Raw genomic sequence first — 22386 nt, 5'->3', positions numbered from 1 at the left:
TAGAGATGGACTTCCTCATTCCCAAACCATTCAATTAGATCGTTTGAATAGTCAATTATGTAATTACTTTGATGACTGTGAAATTTAGTCTTTACAGAGCAGGATGATACATTTATCCTGCTCTTTTTAATTTGCTTAGAAAGACTGCGGAAATGTTTAGTTCTATCCGTATCCATAATCTCTTTCATATCCAAAGAGTATAGACAGCAACAAAAAGGACAAATACAGATACAACAAAACACGTAATAGCATCCGCCTGACGCTTTGCCTTAAATTGAGATATTCCCATAACAATCATCATTAGGCCTAAGAAGAAAAACATATATGGAGTTAACTCATGATTACCTGTAACCAAACCATAAACTGCTATCATTACTACTATAAAAGCTAAGGCAATTCGTAATACTTTTAACAAAATAACAGCCCCTAACATAATGTACGTGTCAATCGAACCCTTTATCGTGGGTCCCTAATTTTAGAGTTAAAGTTTCCTCATCTTTTCACCAGACTTAATAATGATGTTGACACCAAATGCATTACCCGATTCGACGTGGTTCTCTATATTAGAGACATCGATATCCGTCTTTATTTTTACAACCTTTATCTCTTTTCTATCTAAACTAATCTCATAAGGAGCTTTATTGTTCATAAGTGAGACCATTGGAACATCATCTTCAAAGTGGAAATCCTCGTGAAATTCAAGAGTAAATTGAACATCATCGCTACTGTAATTTTCAAAAGATAAATTACATTCTCCACTCAGTGTAGATTCATCAACCATTTCAAATTCACAATTACTATTCTCCACATTGTAATAAACAGCATCAATTCCTTCCGCAAATGTCTTTTGATAAGTACTAATAATCATTTGGGGCAAAACAACAACTAAAATAATTGCAACCAAGACTGCACGCTTATGAAATTTCTTCAACGACCTGGTAAGGAAAAACAAACTCGCAATGAATAGAGTCAATGAAAATACAACAATGAAGTTCAAACCATTTACAGTACGAATCGTAAAATTCAAGACTGATAAAATGGTATCTCCATATGGAGTTCTATGGGGAAAAGGAAAACTTATTGCTATAGATACAATGAAAAGGAAAAGCGCAACCCATAACATTTTTTTACTTCTTATCAACTGTACACCTCCGACTCAATAGTTAAAAAATATATACCTATGTCTACGAAAACTACACAGATTTAGATTCAAATATACTTATTATGTAAAAGAAGAATAAGTAATTAAGTCACCTACTTTTTTAAAACTACATATAAAATAGACCTTGAAATCGGAGTATTTATTTTCCGACAACAAGGTCTGATTAAAGAATGTTTATTCCACTAACCTGTAATAAAAACGGCCTAGTATCATTCGGTTTATTACTGTTATTTATATTAGTCAAATCCACTTTTAGGAACCAAACTGGCTCAGGTTTCCACTTCACTTATAGGCTAAAATTCTACTGCTCTTCCACCTCATCAAGATACTTTCTCTCAAAGTCATCAAGCAATGCACGTACTTCATCTGTTGACTTCGTGTTCATGCATTGGTTTCTTAATTCACTTGCTCCTCTGAATCCACGTAGATAAATTTTGAAGAATCGAGGAAGAGGCTTGTACGCACGGGCTTCTGTTTTAGAATATTTGTCATGGAGATCCAGATGCAGTCTCAAAAGATCAAGCAATTCCTTGCTGCTGTGCTCTTTCGGCTCCTTTTCGAAGGCAAATGGATTTGTAAAAATACCGCGCCCAATCATAATACCGTCAACTCCGTATTGTTCAGCGAGTTTCAGGCCAGTTTCACGGTCAGGGATATCGCCATTGATCGTTAGGAGTGTATCTGGCGCTATCTCGTCACGAAGTTTCTTGATTTCCGGAATCAGTTCCCAATGTGCATCTACTTTGCTCATTTCCGCTCTTGTACGCAGATGGATGGACAGATTAGCAATATCCTGTTCCAATACATGTGTAAGCCAATCGCGCCATTCTTCTATATCGGTGTAACCAAGTCTGGTTTTCACACTAACTGGCAATCCGCCAGCTTTTGCAGCTTGAATCAGTTCTGCTGCAACTTCCGGACGGCAAATAAGGCCGCTTCCCTTTCCATTTCCCGCAACATTAGGAACAGGACAGCCCATATTAATATCCAAACCTTTAAATCCCATCTCTGCCATACCAATGCTCATTTGACGGAAGTTCTCAGGCTTGTCTCCCCATATGTGGGCTACCATCGGCTGTTCATCCTCCGTGAAAGTCAAACGACCACGTACACTGTCTTTTCCGTCTGGATGACAGTAGCTTTCTGAGTTCGTGAACTCTGTAAAAAACACATCTGGTCTGCCAGCTTTGCTCACTACATGACGGAACACAACATCCGTCACATCTTCCATAGGTGCCAATACAAAAAATGGTCGTGGTAAATCACGCCAGAAATTATCTTTCATATATAAAATCCTCTCATTATAGTTACCAGATCAAATATTTATTTAAAGAGCAAAATGCCTTTGCTTCTTTTACACTTATAGCATTTACATATCAAACTACAGTAAAAAATACAACATTTTATTTTACTACTAACTAGTAAAAAGTGCAAAGAAAACTGTATAACAGCGTAGATACACAAAAAAAGACCCAGAAATCGGAGATACTTATTTTACCGAAATCAGGGTCCTTATATCAAATCTATGTACAGTTAAGCCATCAATTTAATGTCTCTACAAACCGTTCCGTAATTTGCTGAGGTCTAGTAATCGCACCACCGACCACAACAGAATACGCACCAAGTTGCAAACAGCGTTTTGCCATTTCAGGAGTTATCACATTTCCTTCAGCAATGACAGGAATACTAACACTCTCAATTACTTCTTTTAAAAACTCAAAATCGGTATCATAAAGCTTCTTATTCTTTATTTCCTCCGTGTAGCCGTACAAAGTAGTCGACACACAATCAAAGCCAAGCTGATCAGCTTGTATGGCATCCTCTAAAGTAGCAATGTCCGCCATCAATTGTATCGATGCATCCTTTTCTCGAACATACCGTACTAATTCCCCTAATTCAATTCCCTCAGGCCTTCTTCTTTCTGTAGCATCCATAGCGATCATTTCACATCCGCTTTCCAACAGCTCATCAATCTCTTGAAATGTGGGTGTGATGTATACCGAGGAATCATTGTAATCACGCTTAACTATTCCGACGACTGGCAGTGTCACTTCTTTTTTTATTTCTAAAATATCTTCTTTAGAATTGGCACGAATACCTTTTGCTCCTCCTTGCTTAGCAGCTAATGCCATTTTGGACATGATGAATGAACTATGTAGTGGTTCTTCTGGTAAAGCCTGACAGGATACGATTAAACTATTTTTCACTTCATTTAGCATTTGTGAATTTCCTCCTGATGGATTATAGATACTGCGCTTAAACTTAAGTATAACTAATATCTCTTATACTGAAAAAAAAATATCTGTAAATAAACTTTATTTGTCCCTCAATAAGCGTAATAACTGTAAACCGTCTGATGGATAATTTCTTAAAGGACCTGCCCAACGAGGATAGGGAAAAGGTATAACTGATGAAATAAAAATAATTATATTACAGAGTACTACTCCATTTAAAATAGAGCTCATAAAAACTTGAGAAATCTCTCGTTTTAAATATATAAATAAATAAACAAACAAGTAGAAAGGACATAACTGGACCACCTGCTAAGGCGAAGATTCTTTGTTGTTTATCTAAACTGCTTTCCCAGCTACAATAACCAAAATGAGACCAGCGAATATGAAAATGCAGCCTTCCTATACTAAAATTTTGCTTGTTATCTTTATTCCAATTTCCCAGATAAATTCTCGCATGGGATTTAGACGATAAAACAACCTACATTAATATAACTACTGGAGGATAATAATTATCTTCACTAAAGCACACTACTCCAGAGAAATGTAGCATCATCTTAATCGCCAAAGATAATTTTAGCAGTCTCTAACGCTGATGCTGCTTTTGGCCATCCGACATAAAAACTGAGATGTGTAATCACTTCTATAAGCTCTTCTTCGGTAACACCATTTTCTTTTGCCAAATGCAGATGGTACTTAAGCTGATCTAAATTGCCTCCGCTCACCAGGGCTGAGACAGTCACCATACTTCGATCTCTGAGGGAAAGTTCCTCTCTCCTCCACAAATCACCAAAAAGGACTTGCTCTGAATAGTCGACAAATGTTGATGCAAAATCCCCAAGTGAAAATCTCACGGTTGGTTTTATTGGTTTGTGCATATCCTTTCCTCCTACAATCAAATTATCATCTGCGCAAGACCATCTCCAAAGGACCAATTCTCTAAACTTGTTTCAACTAACACAACAAATATATCTTCTTTAGGTATATTAATTTGACTGTGCAATTGATTGGCTAATTCCTTATATAAGGATTGTTTCTGTTGCTGCGTCCTTCCTGGACCACATGTGATTTGAATATACAAAAGACTATTACTCCTATCATTTCTAAGAAGATAAGTCGGGTCGTAAATAAATTCTTCTTTCTTGTGAGAATGGAATACCTGAAAGCAGTCCTTTTCCGGAACATTGAATTCTTTCATAAGTGCCTCCATTATCGTATTGCTTACAAGAGATAAACTATCTTTATCGTGCTCATTCTCCATATAACTCACTCTTACGAACGGCATCTTCATGTCATCTCCTCTCCCTTGGTTAATTTTAATTTTACGCCCGAAAACTTGTTTTGTATAATTGAATAATATAAACAATATTATTCAATTATCGAATGGAGATTATTAAAAATGGATTTAAAGGAGTTAAAAGCATTTCAAACAGTTATCCAAGAAGGCACATTCTCAAAAGCTGCCCAAAAATTGAATTATGCACAGTCCACCATCACCAATCAGATAAAAAGATTAGAAGCGGAATTGGGATTCAAATTATTTGTAAGGGGCTGGGAGGCTAAGTTGACCCCTTCAGGGCAAATTTTCGCCAAAGAGGTAGATCAGCTTATCCACCATTGGGAATTTGTATTGGACCAGTCTCAAAAATTGCAAAAAGAAGAAGTTGGAACACTTAATATAGGAGTCATAGAACCTGTTGCCACCTCTGTTCTTCCTGCAGTCCTCCAAAAGTTCCGAATCCAAAAACCCAATATTACATGCAATTTTATTATCGGTAATACTGACTTTCTCCACAAGGAACTGCTCAATCATGAAATAGATTTTGCCATTTCAGGAGAACCAGCCATTCACACCCAGCAATTTGAAGAGTTATACAAGGAAGAGATATCTTTCATCATGGCAAAAAAACATGCTGATACAATTGGAGACATTTCCTTAATTAAGGATCTTTATGAGCAACCCCTGTTTATAGGTGGGGAAAGCTGTTTATATCATATGAAATTACAAAAGGAACTATCGCGAAGACACGTTAAACCATTCACTTATACAATTGGGCAAATTTCTGCCATACCCGAATTTCTTAAGGGTTTCCCTTCGATAGGAGTGGTACTTTCCTCTTTAGCATTATCAGACGAATTTATCAAAGTACCAATAAAAATGGAGGATCCTTTCATCCCAATAGGTATCTTATATAAAAAAGAATCAAATCAATTCCTGAAAAATACAAAGAAATTATTGTTTGAGTTATTTCGTCAAGAAACTTATCCGTCATCTTGATCTTAGCCTTAGAGGAGGAGAGAAGAACAGAGAATAATAACTATGGCTATGCACAAAAAAAGACCCGGATATCGGAAATGTTTTTTACCGAAATCCAGGTCTTATTAGGTGATGTTCTATTAAGTTAGACATAACAGAAAGAAATAAATATAACCCAAAACATTAATATAGCCGGCAGATTCACAATAATATTATATACAGTTGTAGTCGGAAGCCAATTATAAGATGATATATCATTTGTCTTTTAATGCATAACCAAACGAGAAAATATTCTTTCAATCATTTATTAAAATTATAGAGGCTTACTCACCTACCATTCCGTCATTATCACGATCGTCCATGTATGGGTATAACCAATGATCACTCGTTATCGGCATACTAAAACCTGCCGCTTTCGCTTCTTTAATCGTCACCTGTCCATTGCCGTTTGTATCTACACTAGAAATATCGTCGCTTGTGTTTGAACTGGCTGATTCGGAAGGCATATTGCCTGTTAATCCGAGTGATTCGTTCACTTCGTCCGGGTTAACATTTTCAAATGTATCAACAATCTCGTTTCCTCTTAATGTATAGGTATACTGATAACTTGAAGGAATCTGGGTTTCTGTATCCGGATAGGTGATGATGGCTTCAAAATTAGTGGCTCCTCCTGCATCACGGATATTTTTTTCCATATAGGCTTGATCACCGTGCCGGTTGAGGGTGCTGTCTTGAGGAGTAATATTATAAGCATTCGATACCCCTCCGAGAGAATCAGCAATGATATGCCCCTCATCTAAAACGTCACTTTCAACACCAGGAACCTTTGCCTCATCAGAATAGTACCTGCCTGATGATAATACAGGTTCACTGCTGTCATCTTGTAAAATGATTTCATCAGCAATGACACGTACCAGTTGCCCGTATTCATTAGTGAATGCCCAATATTCACGGTCCCCATAACCAATGTCCACGGCGACATGCGGTTGACGATAACCAGATAAATCACCACCATCTACCTCCATAATATCGTAGCCAGGAAACTCTTCATCATCTGCACCGGTTGAAGCTTCCTTCGCTTGAGGCTCCTCGCTTTCTTGTTTATCCTCAACCTTCGCTTCAGCTTCTTGCCTTTCAGTTTTGGTATCTGAACTCTCTGCTGCTATTACTTTAGAAACTGTTTCTTTATCGGTAGTGGCTGCATCTTCTACATTGGTACAACCAACCATGAATATGATTGTTAAAAGTAAGACTAAATAGTTCATTCTTGTTTTCATTTTAGGATTCTCCTATGAGTTTCGTATAAATCACTCTTAAAGTCTCGTATTATATCCCCTTGGGTATTATTCCATGAAATCTGCTACGCTGCTGCTTCCTTTGACTTCCAGAGGTGTGTTTCTAACCCTTGTTAGCTTAATTGATCTTTTATACTTCTCCTATCAATATTTCTTTAAGTAGATTCTTACAGTCAAATAGATGACTAGTTCAATTTTATCATATAGATATCTTATTATGCTTACAGTAATTTCTTGATTAGTAGATTTCTTAGTAATTCTTTAGGCCCCCTTTGCTTTACTTGATATAAAAAGACAATGTAAAAACCTTAAAATTGGTAGAGCTAATATTGCCAAATTCAAGGGCTCTTTATAGGAAGGTCTTGTACTCGTAACTTGTTCAACAATGATAAACACTTCCTAAATCCTTCCGAACCCCCTATTTTCACATTTTTCTGTTCAAAGTTGGCTGTTTTTCACCTTTATTCCTCAGTTAAAATAAAAACCTCCGATAATAGAAATAAGACCCGGAAATCGGAATTGTTTATTACACCGAAATCCAGGTCTTATTTGATTGGGAAGAGTTTATTTTAGTTAGACACCTTCAACTCAATCTCCGCAACACATTCAATATGCCCAGTCTGAGGGAACATGTCTACAGGCTGTACTTGCTTCGTCTCGAAGCCACCATCTTCCAAGAAGCGTAAATCACGAGCTAGCGTGCTTGGGTTACAGCTGACGTACACGATGCGTTTTGGCTTCATGTCGATCATTGCTTGAAGCAAATCTTCTTCACAGCCCTTACGCGGCGGGTCGACGACGATAACGTCAGGGTTTAAGCCTTGTGATTTCCACCATGGCATCACTTCTTCGGCTTTGCCAACGTAGAATTCTGCGTTGTCCATGTGGTTTAGTTTGGCGTTCATTTTAGCATCGGAAACTGCTTGTGGTACGATTTCCACACCGTAAACTTTCTTCGCTTTTTGAGCTAGGAATAACGAGATTGTACCAATTCCTGAGTAAGCGTCAATGACAGTTTCATTTCCGCTCAGGTTGGCATATTTCAGCGCTTGGTCGTACAATACCTTCGTTTGTGCCGGGTTGACTTGGTAGAAGGATTGCGCAGAAATGGCGAATTTGATATCCCCGATTGTATCGTAGATATATTCTTCTCCCCATAGCAGCTTCGTCTTGCGGCCAAGGATGACATTCGTGCGTTCCTTGTTGATATTCTGTACAATCGATTTGATTTGCGGATACGTTTCATGCAGCTCCGCAACAAGCTCTTTTGCATATGGCAGTTCGTTTACACGTGTAACAAGTACAATCATCGTCTCATTCGTCTGCTGGCCTGTGCGGACCATGATATGGCGCAGCACACCGCGATGTGTTTCTTCATTATAAGCAGGAATGCCAAGACGGCTGGCGATGCGGCGGACAGCTTCTACCATTCGGTCATTGACTTCTTCCTGAATAACACATGTTTCCATATTTTCGATGATGTCATGACTGCGTTTGCGGTAAAAGCCTGTGATCATTTCACCGTTGCGTTCTGCTGTCGGAATCTGGATCTTATTACGATAGCGCCATGGATCGTCCATACCATGCGTTGGATGCACAGGTACATGCTCCAGATGGCCGATTTTCTTCATGGCGTTTTGTACTTGTTTTTGCTTCATGTCCAGCTGCATCTTATAGCTCATATGCTGCAGCTGGCAGCCGCCGCATTGGATGTATACATCACATGGCGGTTCAACTCGATGTTCACTTGGCTTTGTTACTTCAAGAAGTTTACCAAAGCCGAAATTTTTCTTCGTTTTAATCACTTTCACTTGCGCTGTCTCACCTGGAAGCGCATATGGTACAAACAATGGATAGCCGTCTATTTTACCGACTCCGTCTCCGTCATGTGTCAGGTCTTCGAAGGTCAGTTCGATTGTTTGATTCTTTTCAACTGGTGGCGCTAATTTTGCCATTTTCATCGTCCTTTTTGATTTGCTTTCAAGATTGTATCACATTGTGGCTGAAATCAGAAATCCAGGTCAATTGCCCGGGAAATATGTCGAAAAAAGAAACAAGACAGCTTAGTCAACTAAGCTATCTTGTTTCTGAATGAATTCCTCTGTCACGAAGTATTCAATGTGCTGATGCAAATTGACGAATTCACCTGGCAATAAACCACCGTATTCGCCATCAATGTTCAACTGCATTTTATCAGCAGGTTTTACCTTAATTCGGTTCGCTCTTGTATAGAAGATAAGATCATGATCCAAATGCGCTCCTCGGATTGCCAAGGAAGCGATACGGATGAATTCAGCTATGTTCGTTTTGCGTAAAATCACCAAATCGAATAACCCATCATCCAACAGCGCGTCCGGTGCGAGCTTCTCGAAGCCTCCGACAGAGTTTGTGTTGGACACAAGGAAAAGCATAATCTCGTCCTCGAACCATTTCCCATCATACTCAATTTCTACCTTGATCGGACGAAGCGATGGCAGCATTTCAATGCCTTTTAAATAATAGGCCATCTGGCCAAGCATCGTCTTCGTCTTGCTTGGAACATCATAGGTAAGCTCAGTCAGCTTCCCCCCGCCAGCAATATTCATGAAGTAATGATCATTGACCTTACCGATATCAAGCTTGCGAGTCTTGCCTTCTACAATAATCTCAGCTGCCCGCTTGATGTTGCGCGGAATATATAGTGCCCGAGCTAAATCATTCGTCGTACCGACCGGAATGATACCGAGCTTCGGCCGGTTTGGCTGTTCAGCTAAGCCAGATACGACCTCGTTGACAGTACCGTCCCCGCCGCATGCAACGACAAGATCATAGCCGCGCTCTACTGCCAAACGCGCTGCCGCCGTTGCATCTCCTTCACATGTGGTTGCATGCGCCGAAGTCTCATAGCCTGCCTTTTCAAAAATTTCTAATACATCCGGGAGTTCCCGTCTGAACGCTTCTTTACCTGAAGTTGGATTGTAAATGATCCGAGCGCGTTTCATTGTATTGCCTCCTACCAAACCTTACGTTCACATTGTCCAAGTCTTATCATAGCTTTTTTTTCCTATTTTGAAAAGGTCTTTGCCCGTTTCTGGAAGCCTATCTCCTGTCAGTATAGGAATAATATGACCTTTTTAACCGGGTATCCGCAAATTACTGTCCTTTGGTCAAGTACGTCAACAGGCCTGCCATTCCCAGATTTTTCATGAAAAATTCCATCTTGCTAGCTTGTAAACTGGCATATTACTGGCTCTTTTCGTATATGTATTGATGTTCTGCTTTATTTTGTAGCGACAATATAACGAAGTAATATAGTTTTTTCTATTCATCCGATAAACTAAAAGAAAGATGAGGAGGAGATGAAACGCATGGAGAACAAATGGACCGACGTTGATAATGTGTTTTTGAAAAGCTTGCTGCCTGCTGAAGAGGATCATGAATATGTACTGGAAGCAAATCGAGAAGCAGAACTGCCTCAGATCGATGTATCCCCCTTGCAAGGAAAGCTGCTGCATTTGATGGCCAAAATCAGAGGTGCTAAGCGAATCCTTGAAATCGGTACTCTTGGCGGCTACAGCACGATTTGGCTTGCCAAAGCGCTTCCCGCTGCCGGAAAACTGTACACCCTGGAAAACCACCCCTATTACGCCGAAGTAGCGAGAAGCAATATTGAAACAGCTGGACTGGAGGATAAAGCAGAAGTTATCGTCGGTAATGCAATAGACACACTGCCAACACTCTATGACGAGCAAAAAAACGTTTTTGATTTCATCTTCCTCGACGCCGATAAACAAAGCTATCCAGAATACCTGAAATGGGCTATCAAGCTAGCAGCACCTGGAGCCGTCATTATCGCCGATAATGTAGTCCGCAGAGGCGAAGTAGCGAACGAGCAGAGCACAGACGAACGCGTGCAAGGCGTACAGCAGTTTTTGAAATTGCTTTCCGAAGAACCTCGTATTGAAGCTACAGCTGTGCAGACTGTCGGAAGCAAAGGCTATGACGGATTTGTTCTCGGCTATGTAAAATAAAATAAGGTAAGATGGGCGCTTTCTTTATGTTTAAGCACAAGCGTCCATCCTTAATTGAAATTCTCCTTCAGCCAATACTTCATCCCATCCACCATATCCTCTGTAAATTGATGATCGACTTCATTGTATATATCGAAAGTGACATCTGGACTGCTGCAGTGTGTGTAATAAGCATACTGTCCAGAACAATCGAGAGTCTGATCGCTATCTCCATGCATTAGCAATACAGGCTTGCCGCTATATGTATAATTTATTGGGTCATACGTTTCCAGCACTTTTCCTTCCTTGCCTGACAGTTTGTCTCTTCCGTCAGCTCTCCTGAAAAATGCATCTGCCACAACAAAAGCGCCGGATCCATTCACATTGACCAAGCCTTGTATGTCAGGATTCTTTGCAAAAATACTATTAGCTATAAAACCGCCCATGGAACTGCCAATGACCAGTATATTTTTCTTATCTATTTTCAAGTCAGCTACCAATAAATCGAATTCATCGATTGTCTGAAATACTGTACCCCAGAACATTTGCTGACGAGTATGAACGTTAAAGTAATTATCTACAGTTCCTCTGCTGTCATGATGGACTATATCAGGTAAAACGACCGTATAACCTTCATTCTGAAGCTCTTCCGCCAAGTCATAATATCCAGCCGTACTGCCTGCCCATCCATGATAAATGATCAGTATAGGAGCTTTTACGTTTGTACCTTGAAAAGAGCGATAAGACAGACAGTTTCTGTTTACTGTTAGCATCAATTGAGTGAATTTCCACCTTGCAGCCTCCCCTTTCTGATATTCTATCAAAACTAGCAGTGACCTGGGGACGACCTTAAAAATTTCAACACAATAAAAAACCCCGCCAAAAGGCGGGGTTTTTTATTAGCGTTTATTCATTTCCGCAATCAGGATTTTGTTTACCATCGGCGGGTTGGCTTGGCCTTTTGTCTGTTTCATGACTTGGCCGACTAGGAAGCCGAGTGCACGGTCTTTCCCGTTCTTGAAGTCAACAACAGACTGTTCATTTTGATCAAGGATCGCTGTAATGATTTCTGTCAGCTGACCTTCATCAGAGATTTGGACAAGTCCTTTGTCTTTTACAATCTGCTGTGGATCGCCACCATTTTCAATAAGCTCCGCGAATACTTTCTTCGCTAGTTTAGAGGAAAGAGTGCCATCTTCAATCAATGTAATCATTTTAGCTAGTCCTTCTGGCGTTAGAGCTGTATCAGCAAGGTCTTTCTGCTGTTTGTTCAAATACGCAGAAACCTCACCCATCAGCCAGTTGGAAGCAGCTTTCGGATCAGCGTCAGCTTTCAATGTCGCCTCGAAGAAGTCGGACATTTCCACGCTTAGCGTCAACACCATGGCATCATAAGCAGGCAAGCCAAGCTCATTTACGTAGCGGGCTTTACGAGCATCTGGAAGCTCAGGGATGGATGCACGAATGCGTTCTTTCCAAGCGTCGTCGATGTACAATGGTACAAGATCCGGTTCCGGGAAGTAACGGTAATCGTCAGAACCCTCTTTAACACGCATCAGAATCGTCTCTTTTGTAGACTCATCATAACGGCGAGTTTCCTGCAGGATTTCTCCTCCAGCAAGCAATACCTTCTGCTGGCGTTTTTCTTCAAACTCCAGACCTTTTTGAACGAAGGCGAAGCTGTTCAAGTTCTTCAGCTCTGCTTTTGTACCGAATTTCTCTTGTCCGATCGGACGAAGGGAAATGTTGGCGTCACAGCGCAGGGAACCTTCTTCCATCTTCACATCAGATACGCCAGTGTACTGGATGATGTTGCGAAGCTTCTCAAGGTAAGCATACGCTTCAGCTGGTGTACGAAGATCTGGCTCAGACACGATTTCGATCAATGGAGTTCCTTGACGGTTGTAATCGACAAGGGAGTAGCCGTCGCCTGTGTGAGACAGTTTACCAGCGTCCTCTTCCATATGGATACGTGTGATACCGATTTTCTTTGTATAACCGTCCACTTCGATTTCAATCCAGCCATTCTCTCCGATTGGCTGATCGAATTGTGAGATCTGGTAAGCTTTCGGGTTATCCGGATAGAAGTAGTTCTTCCGGTCGAATTTTGTATGTGTCGCGATTTCACAGTTCAGTGCCATCGCAGCTTTCATAGCAAAGTTCACTGCTTCTTTATTCAAGACTGGAAGCACACCTGGGTACCCAAGGTCGATTGGGTTGGTGTTTTCATTTGGTGCGGCACCGAATGCATTTGGGCTCGGGCTGAAGATTTTAGATTTCGTTTTCAGCTCCACGTGTACTTCGAGTCCGATGATAGTTTCGAAATTCATCCTTTTACGCCTCCCAATGCCGGTTTCTGTTTGTGATGATCTGTCGCTTGCTCAAATGCATAAGCAGCGCGGTAGATCGTCGCCTCATCAAAGTGCTTCCCGATGATCTGCAAGCCAATCGGCAGCCCTTCACTGGAGAATCCGCAAGGCAGGGAGATTCCTGGTACGCCTGCAAGGTTTACAGGGATTGTCAGGATATCAGTTGCGTACATAGTCAATGGATCTTCTACTTTTTCGCCAACTTTGAAAGCTGGAGTCGGAGTTGTTGGTCCAACGATGACATCATAGTCCTCGAACACTTTGTCAAAATCGTTTTTGATCAATGTACGTGCTTTTTGTGCTTTTTTGTAGTACGCATCATAATAGCCGGAGCTAAGAGCGAACGTACCAAGCATGATACGGCGTTTTACTTCCTCACCGAAACCATCGCGGCGGGAATATTTGAATACATCGATCATGTTTTCCGCTTGTGTAGAGCGAACACCATAACGGACACCGTCAAAACGCGCCAAGTTAGCAGATGCTTCTGAAGAAGATAGCAAGTAGTATGCTGCTACTGCATAACGGGAGTGCGGCAGGGAAACTTCTTCCCAAGTTGCGCCAAGATCTTCATATACTTTCAATGCAGCCTTGATGGATTCACGCACTTCATCAGAAACACCTTCGCCAAGATACTCGGAAGGAACGGCAATGCGCAAACCTTTCACATCTTGTTTCAAAGCTTCTGTATAGTTCGGGATTTCCACGTCTGCACTAGTGGAATCCATTTCATCATGACCTACGATTGCTTGCAGCAAGTGTGCGTTATCTTCAACCGTACGAGTCATCGGACCGATTTGATCAAGAGAAGATGCGAATGCAACAAGACCGAAACGGGATACAAGACCGTATGTAGGCTTCAGGCCAACTACACCACAGAATGCTGCTGGTTCACGGATGGAACCGCCTGTATCGGAACCTAGGGAGAAGAATACCTCTCCTGCAGCTACAGCAGCTGCGGACGCACCGCTGGAACCGCCAGGAACATAATCTGTGTTCCATGGGTTGCGTGTTGTGAAGTAAGCGGAGTTCTCATTGGAAGAACCCATCGCAAATTCATCCATGTTCAATTTACCGATTGTAACAGTTTTCTTATCCTTAAGCTTGGAAACAACTGTCGCATCGTAAAGCGGGTCTGTGAAGTTATCTAGGAACTTACTCGCACAAGTTGTACGAAGACCTTTTGTTACGATATTATCCTTGATACCGATAGGAATACCGAATAGCGGGTTGTCGCCGCCCTGCCCGTCCAATTCCTTTGCAGCTGCACGTGCATTTTCTTCATCAAGCGTCAAGAAAGCTTTCACTTCATCGTCTACTTCCTTGATACGCGCGTAGGAAGCATCCACAAGATCCGTTACTGTGATCTCTTTGTTATGTAGCTTTTCCTGCAATTCTTTCAATGTATAATCAAACAAAGACATAATCTTCCTCCTCAGTCCAAAATCGACGGCACACGGAACTGGCCATTTTTCTGATCCGGTGCATTTTTCAATGCATCCTCCCGGTCGATCCACTTGCGCGGTTCATCCTCACGCATAACGTTCTTCAAATCAAGCACGTGCGTCGTAGGCTCCACGTTATCTGTATCAAGCTCATTCAAAAGCTCGGCATACCCGATAATCGCATCAAGTTCCTTCGTCATTTTTTCTGCTTCTTCATCAGTAATTGCAAGACGCGCCAAATGCGCTACATGCAACACCTGTTCTTTCGTAATCTCTGACATACTGTCACCTCCGGAATTCACCTTACATGTATATAAAAATGATCATAGCAAAAGGAGCTGCCGTAAAGCAACCAGACTATAACATATAACTATTTTAGCACGTTTTGACCGCCAAACGAAGTCAAGCACAAGAAAAAGAAAAAGCCCGCCTTATCCGAAAATAAAGCGGGCGATTGAGGGTCTTACTTAAGGGAAATAGTACATGATGTACTTATTCGGCGAAGGATTGGAAACTCCTTCTTACAAAAAGAAAAAAATGCAGATTTAGCTGCATTTTTAGAATGGTAGATTTATGATTGTGTAAGCGCGTGGTTGACTATCAAATGCACTATCTTCTTGATAAGATTCAGCCAAGACAACACTAGCACCTAAAGTCAATAGAACCGCCGCAGTAAGCAAAAACTTTTTCATAATTAAAACCTCCTAGATTTTTAATAAATCATCATAAGATTTGCTTGCCAATTTATAATAATATGCTGCATTTTTATATTTTTTTATCTCTTCGAAGTGTGCAGCTATCATACTCGAATATGTTATAAGGTGAACACTTTCTTGTTGCTCTTGTAAGTAAGGTATCAATTTATTAGTCATGAGCTGTTCATAATCATCGAATCGTTTCTCAACTATTGCTTTGAATACATCCAACTCTATTAATATCTGACTTGGAATTACTTTTTGTTTTTGCAATATGACTTCAGCTTGATTTATATAATCCTTCGCGTTGAAATAGTCTCTAGTCAAAATGTATTCCCTGATTAAAGCCATAACGGTCGTTAATTTGTAACTGCTATGGGCATCCTCGATATCAAATGCTATCTTGAAATACTTAATTGCCTCATCTGAATTTCCGCCCCTTGAATGTAAATAACCCAAGTTATGGTTAGTCAGTTGAATAACGTCATGAGATTCTGTAATTTCGCCTAGATGTTTTGCTAGATTATACTGCTTAATTGCCTCTTCAAGCATATGAAGTCTTCTATAAGCAATACCTAGTATTATATGACACTGTGCACAACGTACAAATTTATAGCTATTTCTAAAAATAGCTAACGCTTTGTTAGCATATTCTAAAGCACTAAGATCATTAACCAACTTACTGTGTAGGATACTTATTACATATAAGAGATCTGCCTTTTCATCATCGAGAAGATCTAATGTTTCCATAATAGACTCAGCTTCCTGGTATAAATTGAGTGCTTTAGGAAATTCGGATAACTCCATATGGTAATAATTCCCAACAAATTTATTCCAATAAAAAGCTTGACGTGCATCAAAAGAGTTCTGAACTTGTTCTAAACGTTCAATCTGCTCCTTCGCTTCCTGTACTCTGCCTTCCACCAAAAAAACCTAATCTTCTGTATTTCGAACAACATCTCATGGTCGGAATTATTCGCTTTGAACAGTGTTTCAAGTTCCTCGAACCGCTGTCTTCGTTCGTCGGCATTGTGCACTTCATACAGCATGCCGTACCATTCCTCAGCCTTTTCCTTGATCATATCCTCGTTCTCTGCGTTAAGCTGGATTCCGAGTCTTTCGCATAACAACGTAATGACTTCTGGACTGGCGTCAGTTTTCTGGTTTTCGATTTTGGACAGGTAGGATTCCGAAACAATGCCCGCTGCTAGGTCTTCTTGCGTCATGTTTTGCTTGATTCTATGTAGTTTAATTAAAGGGCCTATTTCCATGTGGGCTACACCTCGAAACATGTTTATTTCTTTCCGCGTAAGAGCTTGTGCCCAAGACCATTGCTGGGATGTGTTCCTGTTTTCATTCTAACACATCCCAGCTTTAAGTATATTGGGAAAGTAGGGATTGAAGCATGTGCTTCTATACCTATTTCCTGGTGATACTTTCCTAGTCTTGTCTAAAAATGTATTGTTTTGTCTCTTCTGTTATGGCTGCTTTAATTAAGGATGTAAACTTCAGGTTCTTTCGTATCGTGCTCCCTCGTGATGATTGCTTCCGTTTGATCATTCGAGGTGATGTTGATTTCCAGGTCATAATAGTTCGGGAAGATATCCATGATCTGGCTGTACGCATACTGCGTGAATGCAACGACTTCAGCGTTCCCTTCAAATTGAATCGGAATATCGATCGTCAGCTTCTTAAGCTCGTCATTTTGGTAGAATCCTCTGCCAACCATTCCTGTGTAGTTCGGGAAGAAGCTTGCCACCTTCGTAGTGAAAGCGGAAATATATTGACTTTCATCAGGGAAATTCTCCTGTGCATCATCAGAAGGGAATAAGACGTTCTTTTCGTCGATCTTATCCCAATCCCCGACCGAGCTGCTGCCTTTATCTACAGTCGTTTCAGCAACGAAGTTACCTGGCACGACAGATTCCTTCTTGGCTTCCCGATACACCGCGATATGAATTGGAACTTCGCTTAAGCCGTCGATACCGCGCATTCTTTCGACAATCTTCTTGGCCATTTCATTCGCTTGCGCAAGCATTTCATCCTGCGGGATATCCTCCCGGTAAGGACCTTTGCCACCAGTCGTAAACTGGTATTCCGACTTCATCGCAAGAGCGATGGAGACTCCGCCCAGCTTGATATCCCCGTTATCATCCTCGACCATATAATCCTGCTCCAGGATATGCGATAGATACTTCGGATTATCACGGAAATCCTTTTCCGATGCTTTATCTTCGTTCAATTCCGGATTAAGGCCAAGCTCCTTGGCTTTTTCATCATCGGTCTTGTCCTGTGCCTTGGCATAACGGCCGATCCAGCTGTAAAGTGTATCACTATCGAGCATTTGACCTTCACGGAAATAGTAATCTTCCGGACTGAATACATCCTTCGAATGGTTGCGAAGCCCCTCTTCGACTTCGTCAATATCCAAACGGTTGGCAATCTGGTTGATGATTACGCCGCGAGCTGCGCTAGTCTCATAGTTGACGACACCTTTTGATTTACCGCTCTCATAAGGCAGCAATACTTTGTATTCTTCGTCAGAGAAATTGTAGCTGGAAACGACGGATGTTTTTTCCCCGCCATCTGCCGTTTCCTGCTTCACTTCCTCTTCCCCGCCGCCAGACGGCCCGCAGCTTACCAGCAATACGAGTGCTCCTATAGACAGAACACCTGCTAATTTCTTCATGTGTTTCTCCTCTCTATTCCTGTAACGCTTCGATCAGACGTGCTTCATTCCATATCTCTATACCGAGCTTCTCTGCTTTATCATATTTCGATCCAGCATCCTCGCCTGCAATCAATAAATCTGTCTTTTTGCTGACACTGCCAGTTACAATGCCACCAAGTGCTTCGATTTTCTCTTTTGCCTCTGGTCTTGTGAGAGCGTCCATTTTACCGGTCAAAACGATGGTTTTGCCGCTGAAGATGCTGTCACTGGTTACTTCCTGCGGATTGATGCCCTTATATGTCATATTGACGCCTACAGCTTTCAGCTCTTCAATCAGTTGGGTAACTTTGTCTTCCTGGAAATGCTGATAAATGGAATCAGCCATTTTCTCGCCGATTTCATCAATCGCAACAAGCTCCTCAACGGTTGCCTGCTGCAATCTGTCGATCGTTTCAAAGGCTTGCGCCAATGTTTTCGCGGCTTTCGCTCCGACAAAGCGGATGCCCAGCCCGAACAATAAACGTTCAAGCGAATTTTCCTTGGACGCTTCAATTGATTTGAGCAGATTGTCCACCGACTTCTCGCCCATACGCTCCAAACCAAGTAAAGCATCCCGGTCGAGTTTGTACAAATCATCAATGGTGTGCACCAATTCAGCACGATACAGCTGGGTGATGACCTTCTCCCCTAGTCCATCAATGTTCATGGCATTACGGGAAACAAAATGAATCAGCCCTTCGACGAGCTGTGCCGGACAGTTCGGATTGATACAGCGCAGAGCCACTTCTTCCTCCAAACGAACAGTCTCACTGCCGCATTCCGGACAGTGCTCCGGCATATGGAATTCCTTCTCTTCTCCTGTACGTGCATCAGTAACGACACGCACTACTTCTGGAATGATGTCACCGGCCTTTTTAATGACAACCGTATCCCCGATTCGAATATCCTTTTCGCGAATCAGATCTTCATTATGCAAGGTTGCGCGCTGTACTGTCGTTCCTGCCACTCGGACTGGCTCCAGCAATGCTGTCGGTGTGATGACACCAGTACGCCCGACATTCAGCTCGATATCATACAGCTTCGTCGTCACTTCCTCAGCTGGGAATTTGTATGCAATTGCCCAGCGCGGTGTGCGGGCCGTAAAGCCAAGTTCATCCTGCTGTTCACGCTTGTCCACTTTGATTACGATACCATCGATTTCGTAGCTCAGTTCACGTCGTTTGGCGCTCCATTCCTCGACATAAGCAAGTACTTCCTCGATTGTTTGGCAGCGGCGGCGTTCTTTATTTGTCTTGAAGCCTAGCTGCCCCAAGTAGTCGAGCAATCCGCTATGGGAATCCAGATTATTGGTCTCCCATTGACCGGAGCCATAGAGGAAGACGTCCAGATTTCGGCTGGCAGCAATCTTCGGATCAAGCTGACGCAAAGACCCAGCTGCTGCATTACGCGGATTCGCAAAAGGCGCTTCTCCGTTTTCTTCCTTCTGGGCATTCAGAGCTGCAAAGGACTTTTGCGGCATAAATGCCTCTCCGCGCACCTCGATTGCTTCCTCTAAATCAATTCGAAGCGGGATGCTGCGAATTGTCCGTAGATTCTGGGTAATATCCTCACCAGTCGTACCGTCGCCACGTGTTGCTCCTTGGACGAACTCTCCGTTATCGTAGCGAAGGGATACAGCCAGTCCATCAATCTTCAGCTCACAGATATAGGAATAGTCATCTGTCTCCAAGCCGTTCCGGACCCGCTTATCAAAGCTTCGCAAGTCTTCTTCGTTGAACGCATTGCCCAAGGATAGCATCGGCACGCGATGCTCCACTTTGTTGAATGATTCAAGCGGAGTCCCGCCAACACGCTGGGAAGGCGAGTCACTTGTGATAAGGTCGGGAAATTTCGCTTCGATATCAAGCAGCCGTTTCAATGTCTGGTCGTATTCATAATCAGACACCTGTGGATTATCGAGAACATGATAATCATAATTATATTGATTGAGCTTCTTGCGCAAATCCGCAAGCTCTAGAATTGCTTCTTCTTTGTTCATGCTTGCCACCTCAGTTAAGCTTTTGTGATCGGTGCGAATGAAGCAAGGAGCCGTTTGATGCCTACTGGCGCAGGAAAGGCGATATCAAGCTCCATCGCTTCTCCTTCTCCATTGACCTTGACTACTGTTCCTTCGCCCCATTTCTTATGGACGGCCTTGTCGCCAGGTCCCCATCCGAGAGCGTCCGCTCCGGATTTTGGCTTCGGCTTGCGTACGATACGCTTTTGCTCCTGTGGTTTAGCCACTTGACGGCCGCTTCCAAGTCCAAACGGATTCTGTTTTGTTTCTTGGATGCCTTCCAGCAATTCATTCGGAATTTCACCGATAAAACGGCTGACAGGGTTCATATTCGTCCGTCCGAACAATGTCCGCATCTTAGCGTGCGTGAGGAATAACTCCTCTTCTGCACGAGTGATGCCGACATAAGCAAGGCGGCGTTCTTCTTCCATCTCTGTTTCATCCATTTGTGAACGGCTATGCGGGAATACATTCTCTTCCATCCCAATCAGGAATACGACTGGAAACTCAAGCCCCTTGGCACCATGCAGTGTCATAAGGATGACTTTATCATCGCTGGATGGATCTTCATCCATCGAATCGATATCTGCAATCAGCGCAAGATCTGTCAGGAATGCAACCAGTGTCTTATCTTCACTCGTCTGCTCGAAGTTTTTTGTTACTGTTTTGAACTCTTCCAAGTTCTCAAGTCGGCTCTGTGATTCGATGCTTCGTTCTGCTTTCAGCATCTCCTCATAACCGGAACCTTCCAGTACCTGCTCGACCATATCTGTTGCAGTCAGGAATTCAGTCTGCTTGCTCCAGTTGCTGATCATCGCTCCGAACTCACTAAGCGCATTGGCAGCTTTGGCGCTCACACCAGTAAAATCAACTTCCTTCAGCGTATCGAACAAGGAAATATCGTGCTCATTCGCATAGGCCTGCAGTTTTTCGATCGATGTTTTACCAATGCCTCGCTTTGGTTCATTGACCACCCTCTCGAAGCTGATATCATCATCTGGATTGGCAATCAGACGGAGGTAAGCTAGCATGTCTTTGATTTCTTTACGGTCATAGAACTTCGTGCCGCCAATCATTTGATACGGCACGCCCGCTTTTACAAACGTTTCCTCAATGGATCGGGACTGGGCATTCGTCCGGTAAAGGATAGCAATATCGCGGTAATGCCGCTTTTTCTCCATCATGACCATTTCTTCGATTTTCTCTGTTACATATAGTGCTTCATCCCGCTCGGTGGCTGCTTCATAGTAACGAAGCTTTGAGCCATCGATATTATCTGTCCAAAGATTCTTCGGCTTACGACCTGTATTGTTGCCAATTACCTTGTTAGCTGCATCCAGTATTGTCTTCGTCGAGCGATAGTTCTGCTCGAGCATAACGACCTTCGCGTTCGGATAATCCTTTTCGAAGGAAAGGATATTGGTAATGTCCGCACCCCTCCAGCGATAGATGGATTGATCAGAATCCCCTACTACACAAAGGTTCTTATATCGGGATGCCAGCTGGTTTACCAAGCGATACTGTGCGTGGTTCGTATCCTGATACTCATCCACATGGATGTACTGAAAACGACGCTGGTAATATTGCAGCACTTCTGGCACCCGGTCAAATAGCTGTATTGTCTGCATGATCAAATCATCGAAATCCAATGATTGATTGCGGCGCAAGGTTTTCTGGTACAGGTCAAATATTTCTGCCACTTTTCTTTCGTAGACACTTCCAGCTTCCTTGCTGTATTGTTCAGGTGTAATCAGTTCGTTTTTCGCTGAGCTGATGGCACCAAGCATCGCACGCGGATCGTATTGCTTCGGATCTAGATTAAGCCGTTTTAGCGCTTGCTTGATTACAGAAAGCTGATCGCTTGTATCCAGTATGGAAAAATTGCTATTGTATCCTATTCTGTCTATATCACGCCGTAAAATGCGTACACACATAGAGTGGAAAGTCGAAACCCAAATCTGTGAGCCTTCATCTCCAACTAATTTGTGTACACGTTCCCGCATTTCACGAGCTGCTTTGTTTGTGAAGGTAATCGCCAAAATACTGCGGGGCGACACTTCCTTCTCACCAAGTAAATAAGCAATCCTGTTCGTGAGTACTCGTGTCTTACCGCTTCCGGCACCTGCCATGATCAGGAGCGGTCCTTCGGTATGCTGTACCGCCTCTGCCTGTTCTTTATTCAAAGCCTTTATTAAATCATTCGCCAATCGGCTCAT

At 42.3% G+C, this 22386-nt stretch carries 21 protein-coding genes; 2 read left to right on the top strand and 19 right to left on the bottom strand.

From position 1 onward, the window contains the following. Positions 1-184: 184 nt before the first annotated feature. The 6 genes from CHH91_RS10880 to CHH91_RS10855 form a co-directional block, all read right to left on the bottom strand. The gene (locus CHH91_RS10880; RefSeq protein WP_176465760.1) at positions 185-415 is read right to left on the bottom strand and encodes a DUF3953 domain-containing protein; all 231 of its coding nucleotides are present in this window, start codon (positions 413-415) and stop codon (positions 185-187) included. Positions 416-481: 66 nt separating this feature from the next. After that, positions 482-1141, bottom strand: a complete 660-nt coding sequence (locus tag CHH91_RS10875) for a hypothetical protein (RefSeq protein WP_095223461.1) — start codon at positions 1139-1141, stop codon at positions 482-484. A gap of 322 nt (positions 1142-1463) precedes the next feature. Further along, the gene (locus CHH91_RS10870; RefSeq protein WP_095223460.1) at positions 1464-2447 is read right to left on the bottom strand and encodes a tRNA dihydrouridine synthase; all 984 of its coding nucleotides are present in this window, start codon (positions 2445-2447) and stop codon (positions 1464-1466) included. A gap of 256 nt (positions 2448-2703) precedes the next feature. Beyond that, positions 2704-3381, bottom strand: coding sequence for an N-acetylmannosamine-6-phosphate 2-epimerase (locus CHH91_RS10865; RefSeq protein WP_095223459.1), 678 nt, complete (start codon positions 3379-3381; stop codon positions 2704-2706). A gap of 569 nt (positions 3382-3950) precedes the next feature. Continuing rightward, the gene (locus tag CHH91_RS10860) at positions 3951-4271 is read right to left on the bottom strand and encodes a carboxymuconolactone decarboxylase family protein (RefSeq protein ID WP_095223458.1); all 321 of its coding nucleotides are present in this window, start codon (positions 4269-4271) and stop codon (positions 3951-3953) included. A 17-nt stretch (positions 4272-4288) separates the two neighbouring features. Beyond that, positions 4289-4654: a tautomerase family protein gene (locus tag CHH91_RS10855; protein WP_286160754.1), complete on the bottom strand. Its 366-nt coding sequence runs from the start codon at positions 4652-4654 to the stop codon at positions 4289-4291. Positions 4655-4792: 138 nt separating this feature from the next. Here CHH91_RS10855 and CHH91_RS10850 point away from each other — a divergent pair, with 138 nt between their 5' ends. Continuing rightward, positions 4793-5671, top strand: a complete 879-nt coding sequence (locus CHH91_RS10850) for a LysR family transcriptional regulator (protein WP_095223456.1) — start codon at positions 4793-4795, stop codon at positions 5669-5671. A gap of 302 nt (positions 5672-5973) precedes the next feature. Here CHH91_RS10850 and CHH91_RS10845 read toward each other — a convergent pair whose 3' ends face one another. From CHH91_RS10845 to CHH91_RS10835, 3 genes are all read right to left on the bottom strand, one after another. Then, entirely contained in the window at positions 5974-6927 is a 954-nt protein-coding gene (locus CHH91_RS10845) for a DNA/RNA non-specific endonuclease (RefSeq protein WP_095223455.1), read from the bottom strand. 587 nt (positions 6928-7514) lie between these two features. Then, positions 7515-8900, bottom strand: a complete 1386-nt coding sequence (gene rlmD, locus CHH91_RS10840; RefSeq protein ID WP_095223454.1) for a 23S rRNA (uracil(1939)-C(5))-methyltransferase RlmD — start codon at positions 8898-8900, stop codon at positions 7515-7517. Between the two features lie 108 nt (positions 8901-9008). After that, a complete protein-coding gene (locus tag CHH91_RS10835; RefSeq protein WP_095223453.1) occupies positions 9009-9926 on the bottom strand; it encodes a diacylglycerol kinase in 918 nt (305 codons plus the stop codon). Between the two features lie 366 nt (positions 9927-10292). Here CHH91_RS10835 and CHH91_RS10830 point away from each other — a divergent pair, with 366 nt between their 5' ends. After that, entirely contained in the window at positions 10293-10955 is a 663-nt protein-coding gene (locus CHH91_RS10830; protein ID WP_286160753.1) for an O-methyltransferase, read from the top strand. A gap of 50 nt (positions 10956-11005) precedes the next feature. Here CHH91_RS10830 and CHH91_RS10825 read toward each other — a convergent pair whose 3' ends face one another. The 10 genes from CHH91_RS10825 to pcrA all read right to left on the bottom strand — a co-directional run bounded on the left by CHH91_RS10825 (position 11006) and on the right by pcrA (position 22386). After that, entirely contained in the window at positions 11006-11707 is a 702-nt protein-coding gene (locus tag CHH91_RS10825) for a dienelactone hydrolase family protein (RefSeq protein ID WP_095223451.1), read from the bottom strand. Between the two features lie 126 nt (positions 11708-11833). Next, entirely contained in the window at positions 11834-13264 is a 1431-nt protein-coding gene (gatB, locus tag CHH91_RS10820; RefSeq protein WP_095223450.1) for an Asp-tRNA(Asn)/Glu-tRNA(Gln) amidotransferase subunit GatB, read from the bottom strand. Next, complete coding sequence (gene gatA, locus CHH91_RS10815) at positions 13261-14727, bottom strand: Asp-tRNA(Asn)/Glu-tRNA(Gln) amidotransferase subunit GatA (protein WP_095223449.1); 1467 nt, start codon at positions 14725-14727, stop codon at positions 13261-13263. Before gatA ends, gatB begins: the two co-directional genes overlap by 4 nt. An 11-nt stretch (positions 14728-14738) precedes the next feature. Next, positions 14739-15029 carry an Asp-tRNA(Asn)/Glu-tRNA(Gln) amidotransferase subunit GatC gene (gene gatC / locus CHH91_RS10810; RefSeq protein ID WP_093727350.1) on the bottom strand — a complete coding sequence of 97 codons (291 nt, stop codon included), beginning with the start codon at positions 15027-15029 and terminating at the stop codon, positions 14739-14741. A 276-nt stretch (positions 15030-15305) separates the two neighbouring features. After that, complete coding sequence (locus tag CHH91_RS21250) at positions 15306-15440, bottom strand: hypothetical protein (protein WP_286160752.1); 135 nt, start codon at positions 15438-15440, stop codon at positions 15306-15308. Between the two features lie 12 nt (positions 15441-15452). After that, positions 15453-16370, bottom strand: a complete 918-nt coding sequence (locus CHH91_RS10805) for a tetratricopeptide repeat protein (protein ID WP_141234154.1) — start codon at positions 16368-16370, stop codon at positions 15453-15455. After that, positions 16322-16714 (bottom strand): helix-turn-helix domain-containing protein, encoded by a 393-nt coding sequence (locus CHH91_RS10800; protein ID WP_176465759.1) that lies wholly within the window; start codon positions 16712-16714, stop codon positions 16322-16324. The genes CHH91_RS10805 and CHH91_RS10800 overlap by 49 nt, the downstream gene beginning before the upstream one ends. A 218-nt stretch (positions 16715-16932) precedes the next feature. Beyond that, the gene (locus CHH91_RS10795) at positions 16933-18132 is read right to left on the bottom strand and encodes a CamS family sex pheromone protein (protein ID WP_095223446.1); all 1200 of its coding nucleotides are present in this window, start codon (positions 18130-18132) and stop codon (positions 16933-16935) included. Positions 18133-18145: 13 nt separating this feature from the next. Beyond that, positions 18146-20152 carry an NAD-dependent DNA ligase LigA gene (gene ligA / locus CHH91_RS10790; RefSeq protein WP_095223445.1) on the bottom strand — a complete coding sequence of 669 codons (2007 nt, stop codon included), beginning with the start codon at positions 20150-20152 and terminating at the stop codon, positions 18146-18148. A gap of 14 nt (positions 20153-20166) precedes the next feature. Beyond that, positions 20167-22386 carry a DNA helicase PcrA gene (gene pcrA, locus CHH91_RS10785; RefSeq protein WP_095223444.1) on the bottom strand — a complete coding sequence of 740 codons (2220 nt, stop codon included), beginning with the start codon at positions 22384-22386 and terminating at the stop codon, positions 20167-20169.

This window comes from Virgibacillus sp. 7505 (genome assembly GCF_002272135.1).
GTDB lineage: Bacteria > Bacillota > Bacilli > Bacillales > Amphibacillaceae > Terribacillus.
Note: the sequence above shows the minus strand (reverse complement) of the source record. Positions and strands in the feature narration are given on the sequence as shown.

Bases quoted from the DNA above. Each gene is read 5' to 3' on its own strand.
- ligA (WP_095223445.1), bottom strand. From the start codon at position 20,152: ATGAACAAAGAAGAAGCAATTCTAGAGCTTGCGGATTTGCGCAAGAAG.
- rlmD (WP_095223454.1), bottom strand. From the start codon at position 8,900: ATGGCAAAATTAGCGCCACCAGTTGAAAAGAATCAAACAATCGAACTG.
- CHH91_RS10830 (WP_286160753.1), top strand. From the start codon at position 10,293: ATGGAGAACAAATGGACCGACGTTGATAATGTGTTTTTGAAAAGCTTG.
- gatA (WP_095223449.1), bottom strand. From the start codon at position 14,727: ATGTCTTTGTTTGATTATACATTGAAAGAATTGCAGGAAAAGCTACAT.
- CHH91_RS10860 (WP_095223458.1), bottom strand. From the start codon at position 4,271: ATGCACAAACCAATAAAACCAACCGTGAGATTTTCACTTGGGGATTTT.
- CHH91_RS10870 (WP_095223460.1), bottom strand. From the start codon at position 2,447: ATGAAAGATAATTTCTGGCGTGATTTACCACGACCATTTTTTGTATTG.
- CHH91_RS10825 (WP_095223451.1), bottom strand. From the start codon at position 11,707: ATGCTAACAGTAAACAGAAACTGTCTGTCTTATCGCTCTTTTCAAGGT.
- CHH91_RS10850 (WP_095223456.1), top strand. From the start codon at position 4,793: ATGGATTTAAAGGAGTTAAAAGCATTTCAAACAGTTATCCAAGAAGGC.
- pcrA (WP_095223444.1), bottom strand. From the start codon at position 22,386: ATGAGCCGATTGGCGAATGATTTAATAAAGGCTTTGAATAAAGAACAG.
- CHH91_RS10845 (WP_095223455.1), bottom strand. From the start codon at position 6,927: ATGAAAACAAGAATGAACTATTTAGTCTTACTTTTAACAATCATATTC.
- CHH91_RS10835 (WP_095223453.1), bottom strand. From the start codon at position 9,926: ATGAAACGCGCTCGGATCATTTACAATCCAACTTCAGGTAAAGAAGCG.
- CHH91_RS10855 (WP_286160754.1), bottom strand. From the start codon at position 4,654: ATGGAGAATGAGCACGATAAAGATAGTTTATCTCTTGTAAGCAATACG.
- gatB (WP_095223450.1), bottom strand. From the start codon at position 13,264: ATGAATTTCGAAACTATCATCGGACTCGAAGTACACGTGGAGCTGAAA.
- CHH91_RS10800 (WP_176465759.1), bottom strand. From the start codon at position 16,714: ATGGAAATAGGCCCTTTAATTAAACTACATAGAATCAAGCAAAACATG.
- CHH91_RS10795 (WP_095223446.1), bottom strand. From the start codon at position 18,132: ATGAAGAAATTAGCAGGTGTTCTGTCTATAGGAGCACTCGTATTGCTG.
- CHH91_RS10865 (WP_095223459.1), bottom strand. From the start codon at position 3,381: ATGCTAAATGAAGTGAAAAATAGTTTAATCGTATCCTGTCAGGCTTTA.
- gatC (WP_093727350.1), bottom strand. From the start codon at position 15,029: ATGTCAGAGATTACGAAAGAACAGGTGTTGCATGTAGCGCATTTGGCG.
- CHH91_RS21250 (WP_286160752.1), bottom strand. From the start codon at position 15,440: ATGAAAAAGTTTTTGCTTACTGCGGCGGTTCTATTGACTTTAGGTGCT.